The organism is Neoroseomonas alkaliterrae (genome assembly GCF_014199195.1).
GTDB classification, from domain to species: Bacteria; Pseudomonadota; Alphaproteobacteria; order Acetobacterales; family Acetobacteraceae; genus Neoroseomonas; species Neoroseomonas alkaliterrae.
Genome location: NZ_JACIJE010000007.1, coordinates 52,701 through 77,660, shown reverse-complemented (window position 1 = coordinate 77,660; position 24,960 = coordinate 52,701). Strand labels below are relative to the sequence as shown.

Genomic DNA, 24,960 nt, shown 5'->3' with positions numbered 1-24,960 from the left:
GTCGCGCCCGAACCGCACGGACCCAGGCGCGATGCAGCAGCCCAAGGCTCCACCCTCCCCCGCCGCCGCGCTCACCGGCCCGGTGACCGCCGCGATGCATCCCGCGCCGCCCGGCTTCGACCCCGCGACGCCGCTCGCCGAGGTGCTGCCCGCCATGGCCGGGCCGCATGTCTCGGCCGTGCTCGCGCTCGATGCGCGCGGCGCGCCGGTCGGCATCCTGACCGAGCGGGACGTGGCGCGGCGCGTCGCCTTCCGCCTGCCGCCCGAGGCCCCGCTCTCGGCCGCCATGACCGCCCCCGTCACCACCTGCCCCGCGGATGCCGGGCTGTGGCGCGCCGTCGCGCTGCTCAGGCCGGGGCGGCTGCGGCACCTGCCGGTGGTCGGGGCGGATGGGCGCTGCGTCGGCATGCTGCACCGGGACGACACGCTTGCCGCCGCCTCCGGCCGCCTGCTGACCCATCTCGACGCGCTGGCCGGCGAGGATGCCGCGATCAAGGCCGCCCAGGCGGGGGTGGCGACCGCGCTGCTCGACGAAGGCGTCCCGGCGCAGGAGGTCGTCGGCCTCGTCAGCGGCATCAACCTCGACCTGCATCGCCGCGTGCTCGACCGCAGCCTTACCGCCCATGGCGAGCCGCCCGTCCCCTTCACCCTGCTCGTGATGGGCAGCGTCGGGCGCGGCGAGAGCCTGCTTCGCCCCGACCAGGACAACGGGCTGATCCTCGCCGACTACCCGGACGACCGGCACGCGGAGGTGGATGCCTGGTTCCGCGCCTTCGCCGAGGCGTTCAACGCCGGGCTCGACGCCGCGGGCTTCCCGCTCTGCCCGGGCGGGATCATGGCGCGCAACCCGCTGTGGCGGAAAACCCTGCCGCAATGGCGGCACCAGTTCGAATACTGGGCCGGCCGGCGCGCCGGCGCCGCGCTGCTCTTCTCCGACATCGCCTTCGACTTCCGCGCCGCGGCCGGCGACCCCGCCCCGGCCGAGGCGCTGCGCGCCCATCTCGGCCGCGTGCTCGCCGCGAGCCCGGCGCTGCTTGCCGCCATGGCGGCGCAGAACGCCTCGCTCACCGTCGGCCTCACGCTGTGGGGCGGCTTCACCGATGACGAGCCGGGCCCCGGGACCCGCACCGACCTCAAGCTGCACGGGCTGATGCCGCTGGTGGCCGCGACGCGGCTGCTCGCGCTGCGCGACGGCATCGCGCCGACCGGCACGGCGGCGCGCATCGCCGCGCTCGCCGCCCGCGGCAGCGTGCATGCGCGCGAGGCGGCGGACCTCGCCGAGGCCTTCGCGCTGCTGCTCGATGTCCTGCTGCGCCAGCAGCTCGCCGACCACGCGGCCGGGCGTGCGCCAGGCAACCTCGTGGACACGGCGGCGATGGAGAAGCCGCGGCGCTCGGCGCTGCGCGACGCGCTGAAGGCGGTGCGCTCCTTCAGCCGCGGCGCCTTCGGCAGTTTCACCGGCTCGGTCTGGTAGCGCGGGCGGCGCGGCCTGCCGCGCGCAGCAAGGCGGGGCGCGGCGCGTCAGAAATGCTCGGCCGTCGCCGAGATCGCGTGCTGCATCCGGCTGCGGCGCGAGAGTTCCTGCAGGTTATCCACCCCGCGCGCGGCGGCGCGCGCGAGGAACTGCACCCACAGCGCGGCCGTCGCCTCCGCATCGCCCAGCGCCTCGTGCCGCCCCTCGATCACGATGCCCGCGCGGCCGCACAGCCCGTCCAGCGAATGGTCGGGCTCCTCGGGGTCGAGCCAGCGGGAGAGCGCGAGGCTGCACAGGAAGGGGTTGGGGATGGCCGGGGCGCCGTGGAACTCCTCCATGAACAGCAGCGTGCGGTCGAAGGCGGCATTGTGCGCGACCAGCACGTCGCCGCCCGCGAAGTCGAGGAAGGCGGCGATCGCCTCGGGCGCGCGCGGCGCGGCGCGCACCGCCTCGTCCGTGATGCCGTGGTAGCGGATGCTCTCGGGCGGGATGGGCCGGCCCGGATCCACGAGCGTCGAGAAGCGCTCCGCCGGCATGGTGTCGCGCAGGCGGATGGCGCCGATGGACAGCAGCCGGTCGCCGCCGCTCGGGTTCAGCCCGGTGGATTCGAGGTCGAAGACCACGTAGCGCTGGGCGGCGATCGGCCCGTCGGGCAGCGGCGCGTGGAAATGCGCCCGCGCGCGCAGGAACTCGCGCGCCGAGGGCTTCATGCCGTTGGCGACGGCGGACAAGGCGCGTCGGAACAGGCCGCTCATGACCGGTGATCTTCACATGGCCGCGGCAGGATCCGCCAGGACGGGCGGCGCGGGGTTGATCCATCGCAAGGCCGCGGGCCGCGCCGCGCCGCACTTGCCCGACCGGCGCGGGCCGGTCCAGGCTCGCCGCGCGGGGAAGGCGAACGACAGGAACGACCAGCATGACCGGCACCACACGCTACGACGAGGTCTACGCCGCCTGGCGCCGCGACCCGGAGGCCTATTGGGCCGAGGCGGCCAAGGGCATCACCTGGGACGCGCCGCCGCGCGCGACCTTCGACGCGACGCTCGGCGTCTATGGCCGCTGGTTCCCCGGCGGGCGGCTCAACACCTGCTTCAACGCGGTGGACCGCCACGTCGCCGCGGGCCGCGGCGCGCAGCCCGCCATCATCTGGGACAGCCCGATGACCGGGCGGATCGAGACCATCACCTACGCCGCCCTGCAGGAGCGCGTGGCGCGCGTCGCCGGCGCGCTCGCCGCGCGCGGCGTGACCAAGGGCGAGCGCGTCATCATCTACATGCCGATGGTGCCCGAGGCGGCGATCGCCATGCTCGCCTGCGCGCGGCTCGGCGCGGTGCATTCGGTGGTGTTCGGCGGCTTCGCCGCGGCCGAACTCGCCGCGCGCATCGCCGATGCGAAGCCGAAGGCGATCGTCTCGGCCAGTTGCGGCCTCGAGCCCGGGCGGGTGGTGAAGTACAAGCCGCTGCTCGATGCGGCGATCGGCCTCTCGCCCCACAAGCCCGAGCGCGTGCTGATCCTGCAGCGCGAGCAGGCGCCCTGCGAGCTCACCCCCGGCCGCGACGAGGACCTGCTGGAGGCCGAGCGCGCCGCCGCCCCACACCCTTGCGTGCCGGTCGAGGCGACCGACCCGCTCTACATCCTCTACACCTCGGGCACGACGGGCGCGCCCAAGGGCATCGTGCGCGACAATGGCGGGCACGCGGTCGCGCTGCACCACTCCATGTCGCTCGTCTATGGCGTGGGCGCGGGCGACGTGTTCTGGGCGGCCTCGGATGTCGGCTGGGTGGTGGGGCATTCCTACATCGTCTACGCGCCGCTGCTGGCCGGCTGCACCACGGTGCTGTTCGAGGGCAAGCCCGTCGGCACGCCCGATGCCGGCACCTTCTGGCGCGTCTGCGCGCAGCACGGCGTGAAGGTGCTCTTCACCGCGCCCACCGCGATCCGCGCCATCAAGAAGGAGGACCCGGAGGGCGCGCTGATGCGGCGCCACGACCTCTCGCGGCTGGAGGCGCTCTACCTTGCGGGCGAGCGCTGCGACCCGGACACCATCACCTGGTCGCAGCGCCTGCTCGGCAAGCCGGTGGTGGACCACTGGTGGCAGACCGAGACGGGCTGGACCATCACCGGCAATTTCCGCGGCCTCGGCCTGTTCCCGACCAAGCCCGGCTCCGGCGGCAAGCCCGCGCCGGGCTACGACGTGGTGGTGCTGGACGAGGCGCACCGCGAAGTGCCGCGGGGGCAGATCGGCAGCCTCGCCATCCGCCTGCCGCTGCCGCCCTCCTGCCTGCCGACGCTGTGGAACGCCGAGGAGCGCTTCCGCGACGCCTACCTCTCCGCCTTCCCCGGCTACTACTCCACCGCCGATGCGGGGATGATCGACGAGGAGGGCTATGTCTCGGTGATGTCGCGCACCGACGACATCATCAACGTCGCCGGCCACCGGCTGTCCACCGGCGCGATGGAGGAGGTGCTCGCCTCCCACCCCGACATCGCCGAATGCGCCGTGGTCGGCGTGAAGGACACGCTGAAGGGCCAGGTGCCGCTCGGCCTTGTCGTGCTGAAATCGGGCGTCGCGAAGGAGGAGGCGGCGCTCGCCGCCGAGCTCGTGGCCATGGTGCGCGATCGCATCGGCCCCGTGGCCGCCTTCAAGGAGGCGCGCATCGTCGCCCGCCTGCCCAAGACGCGCAGCGGCAAGATCCTGCGCGCGACGCTGCGCAAGATCGCCGATGGCGAGGACTACGCCGTGCCGCCGACCATCGACGACCCGGCGATCCTCGACGAGGTGGGCGCGGTGCTGAAGGGCGCGATGCGCTGATCCCGGCGGCACCCGGCCCGCAGCCGCCGCTGGCGTTCGAGGGGCCGACGGGCGCAGGATGAAGGCGGGCCGGCGCATGGCCCGCGACGGCGCCCGGACGGGATGGATGCGACCTTGACGCGGCAGCGGCGAAGGTGCGGAGGACTGGCGCTCGCCGCCCTGCTCGGCACCGCCCCGGCCGCCGCCCAGCGCGCCCCCGACCCGGCCCGCCCGCACGCGGCCGAGCGCGCCTGGCTCGAGGCCTGCATCCTCTCCGTCCAGGCGCACCCGCCGCGCGCCGCCTTCGGCCGCTGCGGCTGGCGCATCGCCGCCGCCTGCCAGGGCGAGGCCGGCGAGGGGCTGCTCGTCGCCCGCCTGCCCGCCCTGCCCGGCCGCCCGGCCGGCGCCGCGGCCTGCGCCCGTGCCGAGACGGCGCTCTGGCAGCAGCAGATGGAGCGCTGGCAGCGCGACCTCGGGCTGCTCGCCCCGGCCTCGCAGCAGGAACCGCTGCGGCGCGCGCAGCGCGCCTTCATCGCCTATCGCGAGGCGGCCTGCGCGCTGGAGGGCGCGCTTGCGGCACCCGCCGAGGCGGAGCCGCACCTTCTCTCCTGCCGCCTGGAGCAGACGGCGATCCGCGCCCTCGAACTCAAGCGGCTGCGCGACGAGATGTGGCTCGCCATTGCCGTCGCCTCGGCCGAGGGCGGCTGAGGGCACTCCGCCGCGCGCGAGGCCCGCGGCCGCACAGGGCCACGGGCGGCCGGGATCAGCGGCGCCACCAGCCCTGGCGCTTCGGCCGCTCCGCCTCGGCACCGGAACCGAGCACCACGGGCAGCACCGGCTGGCCGACCACGGGTTCGGCGGGGGCGGCGGGCGCGGGGGGCGGCGCCTCGGCGGCGGGTGGCGGCTGGGCCGCGGCGGGCTCCTCCACCGGCGCGGCGGGCGCAGGTGCGGCAGCGGGCTCCTCCGCCGGAGCGGCATGCGCTGCCGCAGGGGCGGAGGGTTCCGGCGCCGCCGCGGGCTCCGGCCGGGCGGCGGGGGGCTCGGCCGGGGCGGCGGCGGGCTCGGGCGAGGCGGCGCGCGCCGGGCGGCTCGCCGCCGCCCGCTCGGCCGCGGCCTCGGCGGCTTCCAGGACCTCGAAGATGTCGTCGATCTGCCCCGCGAAGGGGTCCGCCGGCGTCGGCCCGGCATAGCGGGGCCGGCGGGCCGGAGCCGGGGCCTCCTCCGGCGCCTCGGCGGCGGCGGGCGTCTCGGGCGCCGGGCCGTCCTCGCGCCGGCGGCGGCCGCCGCGACGGCCGCGGCGGCGGCGCGGGGCCTCGGCCGAGTCCTCGCCCTCGGCCGGAGCCTCGGCCGGGCTTTCTTCGCCATCGGCTGCCACCGTCTCGGGCGCCTCGGCCTCGGCGGGCTCGCCGCCCTCGGCGGGCAGTTCCTCGCCCTCGGCATCCTCGGCCGCGGTGGCGGCCGGGGCGCCCGCGGCACCCTCCTCGCGGCGGCCGCGGCGGCGGCGGCGGCGGCGGCGGCGGCGCTCGCCCTCCTCCTCCGTCTCGGCGCGTTCGGCGGCGGGGCGCTCGGCCGACGCGGCCTCCTCGGCCTCCTCGGCTTCCTCCTCGGGTTCGGGGGCGTAGTCCATGCGCAGCGCGGGCGCGGCGGCCGGTGCGGCGGCGGGCTCGGCCGCGCGCAGGCGCTCGATGCGCAGAGCGGGCGGCATCAGCGTGTCGTCCGGCTCGAACATCACTGCCATGCCGAAGCGCGCCTCGATCTCCGCCAGGCGCTCGCGCTTGCGGTTGAGCAGCCAGAGCGCGACGGGGGCGGCGACGCGCACCATGATCTCGGCAGCGCGGCGCTTCGCCCCCTCCTCCTCGATGGCGCGCAGCACCTGCAGCGCGCTCGATTCCACGCTGCGCACCAGGCCGCGGCCCTGGCAGTGCGGGCACTGCACGAAGGTCTGCTCGGCGATGGAGGGGCGCAGCCGCTGGCGGCTCATCTCCAGCAGGCCGAAATGGCTGATGCGGCCGACCTGGATGCGCGCGCGGTCCTGCTTCAGCGCCTCCTTCAGCCGCTTCTCGACCATGGCGTCGTGCTTGGACGATTCCATGTCGATGAAGTCGATGACGATCAGGCCCGCGAGGTCGCGCAGGCGCAACTGCCGCGCGATCTCGTCCGCCGCCTCGAGGTTGGTGCGCAGGGCGGTGTCCTCGATGTGCCGGTCGCGCGTGGCGCGGCCCGAGTTCACGTCGATGGCGACCAGCGCCTCGGTCTGGTTGATGACGATGTAGCCGCCCGAGCGGAGCTGCACGACCGGCGAATGCATCGCGTCGAGCTGGGCGTCCACGTTGTGGCGGGCGAAAAGCGGCACGGAGTCGCGGTGCAGGCGGATCTTGCCGGCATTGGCCGGCATCAGCATCCGCATGAACTCGCGCGCCTGGCTGTAGGCGTCCTCGCCCTCGACGATCACCTCCTCGATGTCGCGGCCGAAGACGTCGCGGATCGAGCGCTTGATGAGGTCCGCCTCCTCGTAGATCAGCGCCGGCGCGGTGGAGGCGAGGGTCCGCTCGCGGATATTGTCCCACAGGCGGAGGAGGTATTCGCAGTCGCGCTTGATCTCGGGCTTGGGCCGCTGCGCGCCGGCGGTGCGGACGATCAGCGACATGCCCTCGGGGAGGTTCATCTCCTCCACCACCTCGCGCAGGCGCTTGCGGTCGGCGGCCGAGGTGATCTTGCGCGAGACGCCGCCGCCGCGCGGGGAGTTCGGCATCAGCACCGAGAAGCGGCCGGCGAGCGAGATGTAGGTGGTCAGCGCCGCGCCCTTGCCGCCGCGTTCCTCCTTGACGACCTGCACCAGCATGATCTGCCGGCGCCGGATCACCTCCTGGATCTTGTAGTGGCGGAGGAACTTCGGGGGGATGCGGCGCTCGCGGCGCTCCTCCTCGGCCTCGGCGGGCTGGTCCTCGCCGCCGATCGTCTCGGGCGGCGGCAGGTCTTCGGTGGCGATGGTCTCGACGCGGCCGGTCTCCTCGGCCTCGGGCGCCGCGCCTTCCCCGGCGGCCTGCTCCGCGGCCACTACGCGCTCGGGGGCGATGTCGAGGGCGCGGGCGGCCGGCGCGGCGGGCTCGTCCCCTGCGGCATGCTCCGCCGGGGCGGCGTCCTCCGCCATCGCGGGCGGCGGGGCGGAAGCCGCCTCCTCCGCCGGGGCCTCGCCCGGCGCGGCCGCGGCGGCCTCGGGCGCCGCATCGGCGGGCAGCGGCTCCGGTGCCCCGGCCTCGCCTTCCGGCGCGGCCGCGGCGGGTTGCTCCTCGCCGTTCGGGGCGGGCTCGCCGGCGGCCCAGCCCTCGGGGCCCTCGCCGTTCCAGGCGGCGGCGCGGTCCATGGCCGATTCGGGCGGCAGGTCCGCCTCCTCCTCGGCGCGCGCCTCCTCGGCCTGCATCTCGAGCAGGCGCTGCCGGTCGGCGACCGGGATCTGGTAGTAGTCCGGGTGGATCTCGCCGAAGGCCAGGAAGCCGTGGCGGTTGCCGCCGTATTCCACGAAGGCGGCCTGCAGGCTGGGTTCCACCCGCACCACCTTGGCCAGGTAGATGTTGCCCTTGAGCGGCTTGCGGTTGGCGGTCTCGAGGTCGAATTCCTCGACGCGGTTGCCGTCCAGCACCACCACCCGTGTCTCCTCGGGGTGGGATGCGTCGATCAGCATGCGCTTGGTCATGGGATGGCGTGCTCCGCGCCGCGGCGGGGCCGGCGGCGCCAGGGGATGGCGGGGCCCGGGCGGAGACGGAATCGCGGCGCTGCGTCCTCAGGCATGCGGCGGCGATCGTCCTCGCTCGGTGGGTCCGGCACGGCGCGCGCGCGCCATGCGGGCCCGGGGTGGGCGCGCCTGGTTTCTGCCCCGGAAGCCCTCGAACGGCCGCGGTGGCGGCGGTCCCAGGCACGGGCGGGCCGGCGACGGTCCGCGGGGATCGAGGCGCCGGCCAGGGGGCGCCGAGGATCCTGCACGCAGCCGTGTCCGCGCCGGCGGATCCGGCAGGAGGGCGCCCGGCTAAGCCACGGACGATGCGCGGACCGCGAAGGTCGCACCGGTCCAGGCCGGGCCCCCGCTCGCTCGCGCCGGTGTCGCGCCCTGCCGATGGCCCGGGGTCGCGCACCGGGCGATCCTGCCCGGGGAATCCGCCCGCAGCGGTTGCCGCCGGGGCAGGTCACCATAGTCGCGCCAGGGGGGCGCCACAAGCCGTGCCGGGACCGTTCCGCCGCGGCGCCGGCAGATCATGCGGAAGGTGAGGATGGCGGTGGCAGATCCTTGAATCGGATGCCATATGTATCGCGCCCGAGGGGGTCGGGCGACCCGATGGCATCGGGAGAGGGGATGCCGCATACCGTGACGCCGCCCATGGGCCGGCGGATCCTGCTCGGCCTCGGGCTGCTGGCCCTGGCTGGGCCGCGGCCCGCCACCGCCGGAACCGTCACCGAGGCCGCCCTCGCGCGCGCCGGGCCGGCGCTGCGCCTCGCCCTCGCGGTCCAGGGCGAGCAGTCCTGGGCCATCCACGCCGAATCCGGACCCGACCGGCTGCTCCTGCGCCTGCCCGGCGCGCATTGGCGCGGGCCGGCGAGCCTGCGCGGCGCGGGGCCGGTGCGCGCGGCGCGCTGGATCGCCGCGCAGGAGACGCTGCGGATCGACCTCGCCGCGCCCGCCCTGCCCGCCCCGGGCCCGGCGCGGGAGGGGCATCTGGTCCTCGACATCGCCCCCGCACCCGCCGCGCGCTTCGCCGCCGCGGCGCGCGGCGCGCGGCCGCTGCACGCCGGCACCGCGCAGGGCAGCGGGCCGCTGCCGCTCGTGGTGCTCGACCCCGGCCATGGCGGGCGCGACCCCGGGGCCATCGGGGCCAACGGCACCGAGGAGAAGCGCATCGTCCTCGCCACCGCGCTCGACCTGCGGCGGCGGCTCGAGGCCGGCCGCGCATGCCGCGTCCTGCTGACCCGCTCGCGCGACGTCTTCGTGCCGCTGGCCGAGCGGGTCGAGTTCGCCCGCCGCCGCGACGCCGCGCTGTTCCTCTCCCTGCACGCCGATTCCGCCCCCGGGGCGCGCGGCGCCTCGGTCTACACCCTGTCCGAGACCGCCTCGGATGCGATGTCCGAGGCCCTGGCGCGGCGCGAGAACCGCGCCGATCTCGCGGGCGGCTTGCGCCTGCCCTCCGTCTCGCCCGAGGTCCAGCGCATCCTGATCAGCCTGATGCGGCAGGAGACGCGCGCGGGCTCGGCCCGCCTCGCGCGGCTCGCCGTCCGGGAACTGGGCGAGGAGGTGCCGCTGCTGCCGAACACCCATCGCGAGGCCGGCTTCGTCGTGCTGAAGGCGCCCGAGATCCCCTCCGCGCTGATCGAGCTCGGCTTCCTCTCCGATGCGCGGGACGAGGCGGCGCTGCGCCGGCCCGAGCACCGCGCGAAACTCGCCGCCGCACTGGCACGGGCGGTGCGCGGCTGGCTCGCCTCCGCCCCGGCGGGGGTCGGGTGAGGGCGGCACTTCCCGGCGGCGTGAACGCCGCGCCTGTCGCGCCGGCGGCCCGCCGGGTGTATCAGGGTGGCGATGACGCCGCCTGAACTCCGCGCCGACGCCCCGCTTGCCCCCCGTCGAGACAAGCGGCGCGGTGCGGCCGCGCCCGCGCCCGCCGCCGCCCCCGCCGAGGCGGGACGCCCGGCCGAGGCCGCCGCGGACACCCCGCCCCCGCCGCGCCGGCGCGAGAGGCGCCGCCGCCGCCGCGGGCTCGGCCTGTTCCGCCTGCTCTTCGTGCTGCTGGTCGCGGGCGGGCTGGTCGGCTCGGTCGCCGCCTACGGCCTCTATCGCCAGATCGCCGAGGATCTGCCCGACTACCGCTGGCTCGCCGACTACGAGCCGCCGCAGATGAGCCGCATCTACGCCGCCGATTCCCGCCTGACCGCGGAACTGGCGACCGAGCGGCGCGTCTTCGTGCCGATCGAGGCCATTCCCCAGCGCGTGCAGCAGGCCTTCGTCTCGGCCGAGGACCAGCGCTTCTGGGACCATCACGGCATAGACCCGCTCGGCATCGGCCGCGCGGTGCTGACCGCGATCGAGCAATGGGGCAGCGGGCGGCGCATGGGCGGCGCCTCGACCATCACCCAGCAGGTCGCGAAGAACATGCTGGTCGGCGCGGACCGCACGCTGATGCGCAAGCTGCGCGAGGCGATCCTCGCCGTGCGCATCGAGCAGGCGCTGTCCAAGGAACGCATCCTCGAGATCTACCTCAACGAGATCTTCCTCGGGCAGCAGGCCTATGGCGTCGCCGCGGCCGCGCAGGCCTATTTCAACAAGGGCCTCGACGAGCTCAGCCTGGCCGAGGCCGCCTTCCTCGCCGCCCTGCCCAAGGCGCCGAACAACTACAACCCGCTGCGCTTCCCCGAGGCCGCGCGCGCCCGGCGCGACTGGGTGCTCGACCGCATGGCCGATGACGGCCACATCACCCGCGAGGAAGCCCGCTACGCCAAGGCCGAGCCGATCGTCCCGCGCCCCTCCCGCCGGCCGGACATCGTGCCCGTCGGCCAGCACTTCACCGAGGAGGTGCGGCGCGAGCTGATCGCGCGCTACGGCGCCGAGCAGACGACGATGGGCGGGCTCGTGGTGCGCACCACCCTCGAGCCCGAGCTGCAGGCCGCGACCGAGCGCGCGCTGCGCGACGGGCTGATGGCCTATGACCGCCGCCGCGGCGGCTGGCGCGGCCCGATCGCCGCCATCCCCGCCGGCGCCACCGAATGGGTGCCCGCGCTGGAGGCGACGCCGCGCCCGCCGGGAGGCCTGCCCGAATGGCGCATGGCGGTGGTGCTCGAGGTCCGCAACACCGAGGCGCGCCTCGGCTGGATCGAGCGCGGCGCCAATCCGCCCGCGCGCACGGGGCTGATGTACCTGCAGGACCTCGCCTGGGCGCGCCCGGTGCGCGACGGCCGCATCGGCGCCCAGCCCACGCGGATGCAGCAGGTTCTCAATGTCGGCGATGTCGTCTTCGTCGAGCGCATGCCGACGCAGCTCGCGGCGCAGGGTCGCCCCGCGCGGCCCGAAAGGCTCGAACTGCGCCAGATCCCGCTCGCCGAGGGCGCGGTGGTCGCGCTCGACCCGCAGACCGGGCGCGTGCTGGCGATGGCCGGCGGCTGGTCCTTCGAACGCTCCTGGTTCAACCGCGCGACCCAGGCGATGCGCCAGCCGGGCTCCTCCTTCAAGCCCTTCGTCTACATCACGGCGCTGGAACAGGGCATCCCGCCCAATGCCGAGCTGCTCGACGAGCCGGTCGAGATCGTGGCCGGGGGGCGGGTCTGGCGGCCGCAGAACTACTCCGCCGGGCGGACCTATGGCTGGGTGACGATGCGCACCGCGATGGAGCGCAGCCTCAACCTCGTCACCGTGCGGCTCGCGCAGCAGATCGGCATCGACGCGGTGGCCGATGCCGCGGCGCGCTTCGGCGTCATCCCGAACATGCCGCGCTTCCTCGCCATGTCGCTCGGCGCGGGCGAGACGACGGTGATGCGCATGGCCGCGGGCTATGCCGTGTTCGTCAATGGCGGGCAGGAGGTGACGCCGACGCTGATCGACAGCGTGCAGGACCGCCGCGGCCGCGTGATCTACCGCGCCGACCGCCGCGCCTGCGCCGGCTGCAACGCCGCGAGCCCCGAAGGCGGCCCGCCCGAACTCGTGGACCCGCAGCGGCGCCAGGTGACCGACCCGATCGCGGCCTACCAGATGGTCAGCCTTCTGCAGGGGGTGGTGCAGCGCGGCACGGCGGCGAACGCCATCGGGGACCGGCTCGGCCGCCCTGTCGCCGGCAAGACCGGCACCACGGACGACTACAAGGACAACTGGTTCGTCGGGTTCACACCCGACATCGTGGTCGCGGTCTGGATCGGCTTCGACGACCCGCGCAGCCTCGGCAACGGGGAGACGGGCGGGACGAACGCCGCGCCGATCTTCCGCGAGGTGGTCGCCGCCGCGCTGCGCGACAGCCCGCCCGTGCCCTTCCGCGCCCCGCCCGGCGTCGCGCTGGTGCGCGTGAATGTGGGCAACGGCTCCATCCTCGAGGCCTTCCGCCCCGGCACCGAACAGGCCGCACGCCGCTATGGCGAGAGCGAGGGCACGGGCGGCGGCACCGCGACCGGCCTCGACAGCAGCCTGGGCGGGCTCTATTGAGCGCGTCCCATGCGTGCCGATGCAGAAGCCCTGAACGAGCAGATCACCGCCTCGGTGTCCCTGCTGAGGAGGCATCTTTGACTGGGATGCCGCCGTCCGCCGCCTCGACGAGCTGAACGCCCGCGCCGAGGACCCTTCCCTGTGGAACGATGCCGCCGAGGCGGGTCGCGTGATGCGCGAACGCGGGCGGCTGGCCGAGCAGGTCGAGGGCGTGCAGCGCCTCGAGCGCGACGTCGCCGATGCGCTCGGCCTGATCGAACTGGCCGAGGCCGAGGGCGACACGGCGACCGCCGACGCGGCCGTGGCCGACCTGCGCGCGCTCGCCGAGGAAGCCAAGCGCCGCGAGATCGAGAGCCTGCTCTCGGGCGAGGCCGATGCCAACGACGCCTATCTCGAGGTCAATGCCGGCGCCGGCGGCACCGAGGCCCAGGACTGGGCCGAGATGCTGCTGCGCATGTACATGCGCTGGGCCGAGAAGCGCGGCTACAAGGTGACGCTGACCGAACGCTCGGACGGCGAGCAGGCGGGCGTGAAGTCCGCCACCATCCAGGTCAGCGGCCCCAACGCCTATGGCTGGCTCAAGACCGAGAGCGGCGTCCACCGCCTGGTCCGCATCAGCCCCTTCGACGCGGCGGCGCGGCGGCAGACCTCCTTCGCCTCGGTCTATGTCTATCCGGTGATCGACGACCGCATCGAGATCGAGATCAACCCCGCCGACCTGCGCACCGACACCTTCCGCGCCTCCGGCGCCGGCGGCCAGCACGTCAACAAGACGGAATCGGGCGTGCGCTTCACGCATATCCCGACCGGCATCGTGGTGGCCTCGACCCAGGACCGAAGCCAGCATCGCAACCGCGAGATCGCGATGAACATGCTCAAGGCGCGGCTCTACGAGCTGGAACTGCAGAAGCGCGAGGCGGTGGCCGCCGCCGCCGAGGCCGGCAAGACCGACATCGGCTGGGGCCATCAGATCCGCTCCTACGTCCTGCAGCCCTACCAGATGGTCAAGGACCTGCGGACCGGCGTGGAGAAGGGCAACCCCGACGCGGTGCTCGACGGCGAGCTCGACGAGTTCATGGCCGCCGCCCTCGCCCACCGCGTCGGCGCCACGCGCTCCGAGGCCAGCGCGGCGGCGCGCTAGCGCGGCGCCGCGATGCAGGGGGAGCTCCGCGACGGGGTGGCGCTGGTCCCGGCCGCGTCCCTGCTCTCCCTCGCCCTCGACCGGCGCGACGAGTTCCGCCGCGATATGCGGCGCACCATCGCCCGCTTCCACGATTGCGACACCCCGCGCGAGAGGGCGCGCGTCCTGCAGGCGCTCTTCGCGCCGCGCTGGATCGTGCTCTACGTCCCCGGCCAGCGCAGCGAGCCCATCCGCGCCGCGCTGCTGCACGCGGTCGAGCGCGTGGGCGGGTCCATCACCTTCATCCGCAAGGGTGCCGAGGTCCCGCGCGAGGACAACGCCATCCTGCTGAACCACCATTCGCGCGGGGAACGGCGCGGCCTCTGGCATTACAAGGCCGCCTATCTGCCCTTCATGGCCCATATCGACCGCAAGGGCTATTCGGGCTGGTCGGAGCTGCACGACGAGACGCCCGAGCGCCTCGCCGCGATCGGCGCGGAGGAGGCGCGGGCCTTCTTCGTCGCCCTCGCGCGCCATGTCATCGGCGGCCGCATCACCGGCTCGCGCCAGCCCGCCGCGGCGCCGCCACCTGAGCCGGGCTACGTCTTCGTGCCGCTGCAGGTGCCGGGCGATACCGTCCTCTCCCTGCTCTTCGCGAAGGAGGGCTACCTGCCCGCCATGGAGACGGCGATCCGCGCCATGCTCGCCCGCGGCGAGCGCGTCGTGGCCAAGCCGCATCCGAAGGGGCGCACCGCGGAGGTGATGGCGATGCTCGGCCGCCTCGCCTGCGGGAACCTTCTGGTCAGCGACGGGTCCATCCACGACCTGCTGCCGGGCTGCAAGGCGGTGCTGACCGCCAACTCCGCCGTCGGCTTCGAGGCCCTGCTCCACGAGAAGCCGGTGCTGTGCCTCGCGCGCGCCGACTACCGCCACGCCGCGCATGCGCTGCGCGAGCCGGCCGATGCGCCGCGGGCGTTCGATGCCGCGCTCGCCGCGCATGACCCGGTGCGCATCCACCGCCTCGTGCATCTCGCTCTGACCCGCCACCAGGCCGATCTCCGCTCGCCCGAGGCGATGGACCGGCAGGTGCTGCGGATGCTCTGCGTCCATGGGCTCGACACCCTGGCCGCGCGCGCGCAGCCCGGCGTCACCGAGGAGGGCTGAGCCCGCCCTCCTCCGCCTCGAGCCGCGCGGCGATGGCGCGGATCTCGTCGAGGTTCTCGACCAGCGCCGCCTTGTCGGGCGCGGTCACGCGCAGCGGCGAGGGCCCGAACAGCCCCTGCGGCGAGACCATGCCGGCGAGCCGCGCGATGCGCGCCGCCGCCTCCGGCGCCACCGTCTGGCCGGCGACGAAATCGGGATAGGCGATCTCCACGAAGCGCGCGTATCCCGAGAAGGCCGCGCGCACGAAGGCGCGCGCGCGCAGCACGCCGCGGATCCGCGCCGTCGCCGCCGCCGGGTCGAGGCGCAGGCGCATCCCGCGCGCCGCGTCGCCGTCGCTGCCGCTGTGATAGAGGCCGCGCGTCTCGGCGATGACATGGCTCGCATGGCATTCGGCGAGGTCGGGGCGCAGCAGGTGGATCACGCCCGCGCCGCGCGCCTTGAGCCAGTCGAGCAGGAAGTTCGCCGCCGGCCCGGCGTCGGGCAGCGTCCAGATCGGCGCGAGCGCGCCGAGCGTGTTGTACATCAGGTCGAAATGCAGCCGCGCCGGGGCCACCTGCGCCGCAAGCCGCGCGAGGAAGGCGTCGAGGCACGCGGTCATCTCCGCCGCCTCGAAGGCGAAGGCATCGCGCGGGCGCACGAAATCGGCGAAGAAGCGCCCGAAGGCCGCCGGCGCGCCGGGCTGGAGCACCTCGCCCAGCGAGCGCACCAGCCCGCCCGCCGAGAAGGCCGTGCCGAGGAACTTCGTGCCGCTGCGCTGCGTCGCGATGGTGACGAGGAAGGGCGGCGCGTCGGCCATGGGCGGTGCGTGTCTCCATCGCGGCGCGGGCTGCGCCCGGACGGCGCAACACGGGCCGGCGCGCGGCGGAAGTCAAGCGCGGGCGCGGCGCTTGACCCTGCGGCCGGGCGCGGTCTACCGCCGCTGCGGGCCGCGACGGCGGCGGAAGGGGGTGGCGCGCGTGGCACGGCGCATCGTGCATCTCTCGCATGGCGCGGGCGGCGGCGCGGGCCGCGCGGCACGTCGGGCGCACCGCGCGGCGCGCGAAGCGGGCGCGCTCTCCGCCTTCGCCTTCGCCGAGGGCACCCCCGCCGACGAGACCGAACTGCGCCTGCACGCCACCCCGGCCGAGGACGCGGCCGAGGCCGCGCTCGCCGGGGCGCTGCATGCCGGCCTGCAATGGGGCGCCATCCCTGCCGCGCGGCGCGGCGAGGCCGGCACGCTGCTCTCCATCGCCCATCCGGGCCTCGCGCTCGAACGCCACGGCCTGATCGCCGCGGCCGAGGTGCTGCACCTGCACTGGACGAGCTGGCTCGTCCCGCCCGCGACGCTGCGCGCCTGGCTCGGTGCCGGGCGCGCGGTGGTCTGGACGCTGCACGATCTCTGGCCGATGACCGGCGGCTGCCACTACCCCGGCGCCTGCGAACAGTGGCGGAGCGCCTGCCTCGCCTGCCCGCAGATCGCCGATTCCTGGTCCATCGTGCCCAACGCCTTCGCCGAGAAGCGCGCCGCCTGGTCCGCGCCCGGGCCCGTCATCGTCGCGCCCTCGGCCTGGATGGCGGGCTGCGCGTCAAAGAGCGCGGTCCTCGGCCGCTGCCGGATCGAGGCCATCCCGAATGCCATCGAGACGGAGGTCTTCGCCCCGCCGCCGGACCGCGCGGCGCTGCGGGCCGCGCTCGGCCTCGGCCCGGCCGACCTGCTGCTCGTCGCCGGCGCGCATGACAACCGCGAGGCGCGCAAGGGCGGCGCGCTGCTCGCCGAGGCGCTCGCGCGGCTGCATGCCGATGGGAGCCTCGCCGCCGCGCTGCCGCGAGGCGCGCGCGTGGTGCTCGCGGGCTTCGGCCGCGCCTGCCTGCCGGCGCCCGAGGGCATCCCGACGCTCGCCTTCGGGGAGGTGGAGGACGACACGGTGCTCGCCGGCATCCTCGGCGCCGCCGATCTCGCGGTGATTCCCTCGCGCGAGGACAACTACCCCAACATCGCGCTGGAGGCGCTCGCCTGCGGCACGCCCTGCCTCGCCACGCCGGTGGGCGGCCTGCCGGAACTGGTGCGCGAGGGCACGAGCGGCCTCGTCGCCGCCGCCGCCGAGGCCGGGGCCATCGCCGAGGCGCTGCTGCGCTTCGCCCGGCATCACCACGGCGACGCCGCCCTGCGCGCGGGCGCGCGCGAGCAGGTGGAGGCGGAGAACGCGCTGCCGGTGATCGGCGCGCGGCTCGCCGCGCTCTACGATTCGCTCGCGCCCGCGGCCGCGCCGCGCAGCGATGCCGCCGCCGCCGCCCGCGCGCTGCGCGCCTTCGCCCGCGCCCCGGTCCCCGCCGCGGCGCGGCCGGATGCCGCCTTCCTGCGCTTCCCGCTCAACCACCTGCTGCGGCAGGAGGCAGGCGCGGCGGCGGATGCGTTCGCCGCCGCCCCGCCCGCGCCGGCCGTGGTGCTCGCGCTGCATGTGCGCCACGCGCATCACGGCGCGCATGCGGGGCCGTGGCAGTTCCTGCGCCACCTGCCCGAGGGGCTGCGCGCGGAGATCCTCGCCACGCCGCTCGGCACGGCGCTCGCCGGCGACAGGGCCGGCGCGTATCGCGGCTGGTCGCGCCTGCTCGGCGCGCCGCAATTCGGCGAGCAGGCCAATGCCTGGCTCGCCGAGGCCGAGGCGCTGATCGCCTGCGCCGCCGCCCCGCCGGCCATCCTGCACGCGATCGACGGCGAGTTCGCCCTGCCGCTGCTCGCGCGCATTCCCGCGGCGCATCTCGGGGCCGGGCAGCGCCCGCGCCTGGTCGCGACCTTCCACCAGCCGCCGGCGCTGCTCGGCGGCATGCTCGACCGCGCGGCGCTGGCGCGGCTCGATGCCGTCATCGTGCTGTGCGAGGCGCAGCGCGCGGCGCTGGCGCGGCACGTCCATCCGGCACGGTTGCACCTCATCCCGCATGGCGTGGACACGCGCTTCTTCACCCCCGGCCCGCGCGCGCCCGGGCCGGGCTTCCGGCTGCTCTGCGTCGGCCATTGGCTGCGCGACCACGCGACCGCCTTCGCCGCCCTCGCCCTGCTGCGCGAGGCCGGGCTCGCGGCGAGCCTGCGGCTGGTCACGCCGCACCCGCCCGCCACCCTGCCCGAGGGCGTCACCGTCGCGACGGGCCTCGACGACGCCGCGCTGCGCGAGGCCTATCGCGACGCCGACGCGCTGCTTCTGCCGCTGACCGACGCCACGGCGAACAACGCCATCCTGGAGGCGATGGCCTGCGGCCGCCCGGTGGTGGCGACCGATGTCGGCGGCGTGGCCGAGGCGACGCAGGGTGCGGCCCGCCTCGTCCGGCCCGGCGATGGGCGCGCGCTCGCCGAGGCGGTGCTGGCGCTCGCCGCCGACCCGGCCGCCGTCGCGGCGCTCGGCCGCGCGGCGCGGGCGCGGGCCGAGGCGCTCGACTGGCGCTCCGTCGCCGAGGCCCATGCCGCGCTCTACCGCGCGCTGATCGAGGGCGCGGCATGAGCAACGCCCCGGCAGGGCGCCCCGCGGGCGGAGGCGAAGCCTTCGCGCGGCGCCGATGAGCCCCCGCCTCACCGACCTCCCGCCCGCCGCCTGGCAGCCCATCGCGGCGGGCGGCTACGCCGCCGGCTTCGTCGCCTCCTGCGCCGGGGGCATCGCCGTCGAGGCCACAGGCTGGCCGGTGCCCGATGCCGCGCGGCTCGTCCCGCCCGAGGGGCCGCCCGTGCATTTCCTGCCCGCCGGCGCGGGCGGCTTCGTCGCGCTGCCCTCGGTCGCCACGGGCGCGCGGCTGGTGCTGCAGGCGCCACAGCCCCCCGCGCGCTGCCGCGTCGCGGTGGTGCCGCATCCCGCGCCCTCGCCGAGCCTCGCCCTGCTCGCCCCGCGCGCCCTGCTCGTGCCGCCGCGCGCGCAGGGCTGCAACCTCCCCGCCCTCGCGGCGCGCATCACCGCGGCGCTGGCAGCGCACAACCTCGACGCCGCGCTCGCGACCGCCGCCGAAATGCTCGCCGCCGCGCGGGAGCGCCCCGAGACGCAGGCCGCCATCGCTGCCATCCTCGCCCATCTCGCGCGGCATCCGCTCTGCCGCAGCCCCGCCCTCGGCGCCTTCGTCGCCGCGCTCATGGAATAGCCGCATGGCGCTCGTGATCCTCGACCCCAATCTCGAAGGCGAAGCGGGGCATCACCTCGCCTACGACCTCGCCATCGCGCGCGAGGCGCTGGCGCGCGGCCAGCCCGCGACCATCATCGCCAACCGCGCCTTCCGCGCCGGCACCATCGAGGGCGTGCGCATCCTCCCGCACTTCTCCACCAGCACCTATGCGCGTGAGCACGACGACCCGGTAATCGGCGCCGCCGACGACTGGAAGGCGCTGAACGACCGACTGCTCGCCGAACTCTCCCTGCTGCCGCGCGCCGAGACGCCGCCCGAGGCCGCCGTGCTGGTGCCCACCACCACGGAGAACCATCTCGCGGGCTACCTCGCCTGGATGAAGGGCTTCGACCCGGCCGAGGCGCCGCTCTTCGCCGTGCATCTGATGTTTCCCGCCGGCGTCACGCTCGACGCCGCGGGCGCGATGGCGGTCGAGGAACCGCTGCGCGCCCTGTTCTACCGCATGGCCGAGCGCCTCGCGCAGGAGGACGGGCCGGAGGTCCATCTCTTCGCCAGCGGCGGCCAGCGCGCGGCGGAGTTCGGCGCGCTGTTCGGCCGCGCCATCCCGCCCCACCCGCTGCCGATCCGCCCCGAGCCCGGCCCGCCGCGCCCGCATGCCGCGCCGCGCGTGCTGCTCTTCGCCGGCGATGCGCGGCCGGACAAGGGCATCGCCCTGCTGCCCCGGCTGCTCCCGCGGCTCGCCGCCGCGCATCCGGGCGCGACCTTCGCCGCCCATGTCAACGCCGAGCGCGCCTGGGGCGAGGCGCGCGAGGCCGCCGCGGCCCTCGCCGCGCTCGCCGGCAGTGCGCCGAACATCGAGATCCTGACCGGACGCCTCGCGCCCGGGGCCTATCTCGACATGCTGCGCGAATCGGATCTCGTGGTGCTGCCCTACGACCCGCGCCTCGCGCGCCGCAAATCCTCGGGCGTGCTGTGGGAGGCGGTGAGCCTCGGCATTCCGCTGGTGGTGCCCGACGACACATGGCTCGCCGCCGAGGCCCGGCACTGGGGCGCGGGCCATCTCGCCTGCCCCGCCCATGACGAGGCGGCGCTCGCCGAGGCCGTGGGGCAGGCGCTCACCGGGCTCGGCAGCCTCGCCGCGCGATCGGCCGAGGCCGGGGCGCGCTACCGCGCGGCAAACGGGCCGGCGGCGCTGCTCGACCAGCTCGCGCCCCTCTGGGTCCGCCACGCCGCGACGGCGAGCCTGATCGCCCGCCCGGTCGAGGGGCTGCTCGACATCGCGCGCCTCGGCGAAGGCTGGCATCGCATGGAGAGCGTGCAGGGCCGGCCGGCGCGCTGGTCGGACCGGGAGGCGGCGATCGCCTTCGACTGGCCCTTCGAGACGCCGTGGGAACTGGACCTCGGCCTGCTCGCCTTCTTCGGGCCGGAGCAGCTGGACAAGGCGGTCGTCACCGGCGGCCCGGGGCCCGTCAGCCTGCTCTGGCGGCGCGAGGGCGGCGGGGCGCGCATGATCCTGTGCGGCCCCGGGCCGGGGCGGGCCAGCCCGCGCATCGCGTTGCGGCTGCGCCTGCCGCACACCCATCGTCCGGCCAATGAATCGCGCGACCTCGGCATCCTGCTCGCGAGCCTGCGCCTCGGCCCGGCCCCGCAGGCGGGCGCGCCCGCGCCGCGGGAGGGCGGGGACGCGCCGCGCCCCCTCGCCCGTGTCACGGCGCCGCCGCGCCCGGGCGGCGGCTGGGAGATCGCGCCCGCCGTGTCCGGGGAGGTGCTCGCCGAGCCCGGCCGGCCCTGCGTGCTCGCCTTCCGCATCGCCGCCGAGGCGCCGCCCGCGCTCGCGCTGCGGCTGGGCGGGGTGAGCGCGCGGCTGAGCGTGGCGCCGGACGAGGCGGGCGGCTTCCTCGCCACCGCGGCGCTGCCCGCCGCGCTGCTGCGCGCCGCGGGCGAGCCCGCGCCCTGGGACCTGCTGGCCGAGGGCGGGCCGCCGGCGGTGCTGCTCTCCGTCGCGGCGAACCCCCTTGCGGGCGTGTCGCGCCGGCCCCTGCCGCCGCCCGCCGAGGTGCCGGCGCCCGCCCGCGGCGAGGCCCGGCTGCGCTGGGATCTCGCCGAGGGGATCGGGGAGCCCGAGGGCCCCTACCCGGATCTCGGCCTGCCCGGCGGCGTGCGCTGGGTCACCGCGCGCCGGGCCTGCCTCGTGATCGAGGCGTCGGAGGCCGGCCCGGTGCGGCTGCATCTCGACTACCGCTGCCTCGTGCCGCGGCAGGGGATGCGGGCCGCGCTCAACGGCGCCGCGGCGGCGCGCCTCGACCTCGCGGGCGGTGGATTGCAGGAGGCGCGCGAGGTGGTGCTCGACCTCGTGCTGCAAGCCGGGCGGAACGAGTTGGCCCTGGCCTTCGAGGCCGGCGTCACCGAGCCGGACACCGGCCGCGACCTGGTGCTGCTGATCGCGGGGGCGAGGCTCGGCTGAAGGGGCGCGCGTCTCGCCGGGCGCGTGGGCGAAGGTGATGCCAGCGGGCGACAGGTTTGGACTTGCGCCCGCTGGTCTCGCGCGCGGGGCTGGTGGGGCGGCCGCGCGCGGAGCCGAATCCTGATGCCCTTTGGAGAAAGGCTGATCCTTCGTCCGCAGGGGATGATCGGGCCGGGATGCCACGCGCTGCTCTCGCCCGCGGCGTCGGGCGGCGAGCCGCCGCTCTGCCTGCGCGGGACTCTCGGGTCGGTCGCGCGCGCCGCACGCAGGATGCGCGGCGGAACCCGCGCGAGGCGGCTCCGCATACCAGAGGGCGAAAGATTTGACCTTTCGCGCTCTGGCATGGCGCGCGTGGCCGGTCGGGCGGCCGCGGGAGGAAGCAGATCCTGATAGCCTGCGGACAAAGGATCGACCTTTGTCCGCAGGGTATCACCCCTCCGCGTGCCGCCCGGCGCGCCGCAGCACGGCGCAGAGGCGGGAGAAGGCCAGCCAGAAGGCGCCATGCTCCGGCGCCTCGCCGGGCCTGGCGCCGAAGGCCGGCTCGCCGCGCCGCAACAGCGGCAGCCGCGCCTCGAAGCGGCCGCGCATGTTCTCGAGGAAGGCGGCGGAGGCGGCGAGATAGCCCTCGATCATCTCCGCCGCGATCTCGATCTCGGCGCGCGCCGCGCCTTCGGTCGTGAAGCGCTTGAGCGCGCGGCTCTCCTCGGCCAGGGCGAGGTGCAGGCGGTGCAGGTCCTGCAGGTGGCGGGCGACGCGCTGGCGCGCCTCGCGTTCGGCCTCGGCGGTCGGCTGGCTGGTCTGGCTCATGGTCGGCCTCCGCATCCAGCATGCGCGCGAGGCGTGAAGCGGCGGTGAACGCGGCGCCGGTCAGCCGCGCCCGATCACGGTGCGCCGCGCCGCGAGGCCGAACACCTCGACCTCCCGCTCGAAGGCGAGGCCGGTCTTCTCCAGCACGCGGCACGAGGCCGCATTGCCCGGCGCCGCATAGCCGACGAGGCGGCGCAGGCCGAAGCGCCCGAACCCGGCATCCCGCGCCGCCGCCGCCACCTCGCTCGCCAGCCCGCGCCCCCAGGCGGCGCGCGTGAGGAGGTAGAGGATCTCCGTCTCGCCGCCGAGGTCGGGCAGCAGGCGCAGCCCGCCATGGCCGAGCAGCGCGCCGCTCGCCCGCTCCTCCACCGCCCAGGGGGCGCAGCCGACCGTGCCCCATTGCGCGGCGAAATCCGCAACCAGGCGCGCGGCATCGGCGGCCGCGCTCGCGCAGCGCGCAACGCCGCCGGGCATGGGGCGCATCACCTCGGGATCGGCGCGGATCGCCGCATAGGCCGGCACGTCCGCCGCCACGAAGGGGCGCAGCCTCAGGCGCGCCGTCTCGAGGATCACGCGAGCCGCGCCGCGACCCGCGCCACCAGCGCCTCGCGCTCGGTCCGCATCCCCGCCCCGCGCGCCCGCGCCGCGGCGAGCACCGCCGGCGGCGCCGTCTCTGGCGAACCGGCCGCGAAGGGCGGCGCGGGGGCGTATTCGATCTGCAATTGGATGGCCTGCGCGGCCTCGGGCGAGAGCATCTCGGCCACCAGCGCGAGCGCGAAGTCGATCCCCGCCGTCACGCCGCCGCCCGTCACCACGCGGCCATCGCGCACCCAGCGCGCCTGCACCGGCTGCGCGCCGAGTGCGGCAAGGAAATCATGGCTCGCCCAATGCGTCGTCGCGCGCACGCCCTTGAGCAGCCCCGCCGCCCCCAGCACCAGCGCGCCGGTGCAGACCGAGGTGACGAAGCGCGCGCGCGCCGCCTGGGCGCGGAGGAAGGCGAGCACCGCCTCATCCTCCATCAGCGGCGCCACGCCCGGCCCGCCCGGCACGCAGAGGACATCGAGCGGCGGGCAGGAGTCGAAATCGGTGTCCGGCAGCATCGCAAGGCCGGTGTCGGACACCACCGGATCGCGCGTCTTCCAGACGAGATGCACGCGCGCGCCGGGGACGCGGGCGAAGACCTCGAAGGGCCCGGTCATGTCGAGCTGGGTCAGGCGCGGAAACAGCAGAAGGCCGAAACGCAGCGGCTCGGTCATGGCAGGACCCTCCCGCGAGGCAGGCTGGCACGCGGGAGGCGGGCGGGCCAGGGGCGGAGGGCGGGCGGAGAGGGGCGTTGCCCCTCTCCGGACCTCTCCCCACCGGAGGCCGAACGGCCTCTGGACACCAATCCCGGATCGGGGATTTCGGGGAGGGGCATGGTGCGCCAGCGATCATGGGCGCGCCGGTGACGCCCCTCCCCGGAATCCCCGACTGAAGTCGAGGTTTCCAAGGGCCCTCAGGCCTTTGGCGGGAGGGGGTCCCGGGGGAGGTCGGCGCCCTCCCCCGCGCCACCGCGCCAGGTCTTCCGCCGTATCCACGTCCTGAAGCCGCCGCAGGGTGGCGACGCGCCGCCCCCGGAAGTTCCGCAGCGTGTCGGAGAGCGCGTGCTCGCTCGACCAGCGCACGTCGTCGAAAGGCCTCGCCGGCCGGCGCGGGCCGAGGCCGACGAGCCAGAAGCCCCCGTCCTCGGCCGGCCCGAAAACGGCCTGCGCCCGGCCGAGGGCGCGGATGGCCGCGGCGATGTCGGCGGGGCGCAGGTCGGGGATGTCGCTGCCGGCCAGGATCGCGACCGGGAAGGGCCGCATGCAGAGCGCCATGCGCCGGCCGAGGTCGCCCCGGGGCTGCGGCATGCGCGGCGTGCCGCGCGGGACGAGGCGCGCCCAGTCCGCGCGGGCGCCCGCGGGCGTGACGGCGAGGATGGTGCGCCAGCGGCGGTCGCGCGCGATGGGCCGCGCGGTGGCGGCGAGGGTGGCGCGGTAGAAGCGCAGCGCGGCGCGCGCGCCGATGCCGCCCGCGAGGCGCCGCTTGACCGCGCCGAGGCGGGGCGCGCGGGCGAAGAGGATGACGACCGGCCGTGCCACGCGCGGCGCGCCTATCGCCGCCCGCGCGCGTAGAGGCGGGCGATGCGCTCCGGCGGCATGCCGGCGAACCACAGGGCGAGGCAGGAGAGGTTGCGGGCCGAGCGCGCAAGCCAGCCTTCCCGCCGCCAGCGCTCGGCGGAGGTGACGAAGGGCGGATCGAGCGCGGCAAGGCGCCCGCGGCCGATGCGCCGCACCAGGTCCACATCCTCCATGATCGGGATGTGCCGGTAGCCGCCGAGCCTGTCGAGGAAGCGGCGCGCGATCAGCAGCCCCTGGTCGCCATAGGGCAGGCCGAGGGCGCGGCAGCGCCAGGCGACGGCGCGTTCGAGGCGGCGCGCGGCGGGGCTCGCATCGTCGAGGGCGAAGCGGAAATGCGCCGCGCGCGCGGCGTTGGCGGGCTCGGCGATGAAGCGCGCGGCGGCCTCGGCCCAGCCGGGGCCGGGGATGGTGTCGGCATGGATCACGAGCAGCCAGGGCGCGGTGGCGGCGGCGGTGCCGGCGGCGATCTGGCTGCCACGGCCGCGCGGGGCGGCAAGGAGGCGGGCGCCGGCGGCCGTGGCGATGGCTGGCGTGGCATCGCTGGAGCCGCCATCGGCGACGACGATCTCCGCCACCTGGCCGCTCAGTGCATCGAGGGTGCGGCCGAGGCCCGAGGCGGCGTTGAGCGTCGGGATGACGGCGGCGAGTTCGCTCTGCGTTCTCATTCTGCCCAGGATCGCGTTAAGGACCGATTAACCACGCGTTCCCATTCTGTTCTTGACGCGGCGGCCGGC

At 76.0% G+C, this 24,960-nt stretch carries 18 protein-coding genes; 10 read left to right on the top strand and 8 right to left on the bottom strand.

Features of this window, described 5'->3' with window-relative positions:
• The first annotated feature begins 31 nt into the window (after positions 1-31).
• Positions 32-1,474, top strand: coding sequence for a DUF294 nucleotidyltransferase-like domain-containing protein (locus FHS88_RS13050; protein WP_184485343.1), 1,443 nt, complete (start codon positions 32-34; stop codon positions 1,472-1,474).
• A 47-nt stretch (positions 1,475-1,521) separates the two neighbouring features.
• Here the strand turns inward: FHS88_RS13050 and FHS88_RS13045 are convergent, their stop codons facing one another.
• Positions 1,522-2,229: a 3'-5' exonuclease gene (locus FHS88_RS13045; protein WP_184485341.1), complete on the bottom strand. Its 708-nt coding sequence runs from the start codon at positions 2,227-2,229 to the stop codon at positions 1,522-1,524.
• A 161-nt stretch (positions 2,230-2,390) separates the two neighbouring features.
• Here FHS88_RS13045 and FHS88_RS13040 point away from each other — a divergent pair, with 161 nt between their 5' ends.
• Together FHS88_RS13040 and FHS88_RS13035 are read left to right on the top strand one after the other, a co-directional pair.
• A complete protein-coding gene (locus FHS88_RS13040) occupies positions 2,391-4,286 on the top strand; it encodes an AMP-binding protein (RefSeq protein ID WP_184485339.1) in 1,896 nt (631 codons plus the stop codon).
• Positions 4,287-4,388: 102 nt separating this feature from the next.
• Positions 4,389-4,973, top strand: coding sequence for a lysozyme inhibitor LprI family protein (locus FHS88_RS13035; RefSeq protein WP_184485337.1), 585 nt, complete (start codon positions 4,389-4,391; stop codon positions 4,971-4,973).
• Positions 4,974-5,028: 55 nt separating this feature from the next.
• Here FHS88_RS13035 and FHS88_RS13030 read toward each other — a convergent pair whose 3' ends face one another.
• On the bottom strand, positions 5,029-7,959 hold the full coding sequence (locus FHS88_RS13030) for an Rne/Rng family ribonuclease (protein WP_184485335.1): 2,931 nt from the start codon (positions 7,957-7,959) through the stop codon (positions 5,029-5,031).
• 654 nt (positions 7,960-8,613) lie between these two features.
• On the opposite strand from FHS88_RS13030, the gene FHS88_RS13025 reads away from it, so the two are divergent.
• From FHS88_RS13025 to FHS88_RS13010, 4 genes are all read left to right on the top strand, one after another.
• Entirely contained in the window at positions 8,614-9,756 is a 1,143-nt protein-coding gene (locus tag FHS88_RS13025; protein ID WP_184485333.1) for an N-acetylmuramoyl-L-alanine amidase family protein, read from the top strand.
• Positions 9,757-9,828: 72 nt separating this feature from the next.
• Positions 9,829-12,432 carry a penicillin-binding protein 1A gene (locus tag FHS88_RS13020; RefSeq protein WP_184485331.1) on the top strand — a complete coding sequence of 868 codons (2,604 nt, stop codon included), beginning with the start codon at positions 9,829-9,831 and terminating at the stop codon, positions 12,430-12,432.
• Between the two features lie 9 nt (positions 12,433-12,441).
• Positions 12,442-13,573, top strand: a protein-coding gene (prfB, locus tag FHS88_RS13015; protein ID WP_184485329.1) for a peptide chain release factor 2 whose coding sequence is annotated in 2 segments (ribosomal slippage) — positions 12,442-12,510 and positions 12,512-13,573 — 1,131 coding nt in all. Because the reading frame shifts where the segments join, the coding sequence is not laid out codon by codon here.
• Between the two features lie 12 nt (positions 13,574-13,585).
• Positions 13,586-14,716 (top strand): capsular polysaccharide export protein, LipB/KpsS family, encoded by a 1,131-nt coding sequence (locus tag FHS88_RS13010; RefSeq protein ID WP_184485327.1) that lies wholly within the window; start codon positions 13,586-13,588, stop codon positions 14,714-14,716.
• Here the strand turns inward: FHS88_RS13010 and FHS88_RS13005 are convergent.
• Positions 14,700-15,512, bottom strand: coding sequence for a hypothetical protein (locus FHS88_RS13005; RefSeq protein WP_184485325.1), 813 nt, complete (start codon positions 15,510-15,512; stop codon positions 14,700-14,702). The genes FHS88_RS13010 and FHS88_RS13005 overlap by 17 nt on opposite strands.
• A 160-nt stretch (positions 15,513-15,672) precedes the next feature.
• On the opposite strand from FHS88_RS13005, the gene FHS88_RS13000 reads away from it, so the two are divergent.
• From FHS88_RS13000 to FHS88_RS12990, 3 genes are read left to right on the top strand one after another with little or no spacing between them, the layout of a single operon-like run.
• A complete protein-coding gene (locus FHS88_RS13000; protein ID WP_184485323.1) occupies positions 15,673-18,189 on the top strand; it encodes a glycosyltransferase in 2,517 nt (838 codons plus the stop codon).
• 55 nt (positions 18,190-18,244) lie between these two features.
• Positions 18,245-18,814, top strand: a complete 570-nt coding sequence (locus FHS88_RS12995) for a hypothetical protein (protein WP_184485321.1) — start codon at positions 18,245-18,247, stop codon at positions 18,812-18,814.
• 4 nt (positions 18,815-18,818) lie between these two features.
• Positions 18,819-21,260 (top strand): glycosyltransferase, encoded by a 2,442-nt coding sequence (locus FHS88_RS12990; RefSeq protein ID WP_184485319.1) that lies wholly within the window; start codon positions 18,819-18,821, stop codon positions 21,258-21,260.
• 429 nt (positions 21,261-21,689) lie between these two features.
• Here the strand turns inward: FHS88_RS12990 and FHS88_RS12985 are convergent, their stop codons facing one another.
• The 5 genes from FHS88_RS12985 to FHS88_RS12965 form a co-directional block, all read right to left on the bottom strand.
• Positions 21,690-22,067, bottom strand: a complete 378-nt coding sequence (locus FHS88_RS12985) for a hypothetical protein (RefSeq protein WP_184485317.1) — start codon at positions 22,065-22,067, stop codon at positions 21,690-21,692.
• A 60-nt stretch (positions 22,068-22,127) separates the two neighbouring features.
• A complete protein-coding gene (locus FHS88_RS12980) occupies positions 22,128-22,640 on the bottom strand; it encodes a GNAT family N-acetyltransferase (protein ID WP_184485315.1) in 513 nt (170 codons plus the stop codon).
• The gene (locus tag FHS88_RS12975; RefSeq protein WP_184485313.1) at positions 22,637-23,323 is read right to left on the bottom strand and encodes a DJ-1/PfpI family protein; all 687 of its coding nucleotides are present in this window, start codon (positions 23,321-23,323) and stop codon (positions 22,637-22,639) included. Before FHS88_RS12975 ends, FHS88_RS12980 begins: the two co-directional genes overlap by 4 nt.
• Positions 23,324-23,497: 174 nt before the next feature.
• The gene (locus FHS88_RS12970) at positions 23,498-24,187 is read right to left on the bottom strand and encodes a TIGR04282 family arsenosugar biosynthesis glycosyltransferase (RefSeq protein ID WP_221244419.1); all 690 of its coding nucleotides are present in this window, start codon (positions 24,185-24,187) and stop codon (positions 23,498-23,500) included.
• 11 nt (positions 24,188-24,198) lie between these two features.
• Entirely contained in the window at positions 24,199-24,891 is a 693-nt protein-coding gene (locus tag FHS88_RS12965; protein ID WP_184485311.1) for a TIGR04283 family arsenosugar biosynthesis glycosyltransferase, read from the bottom strand.
• Positions 24,892-24,960: the final 69 nt, after the last annotated feature.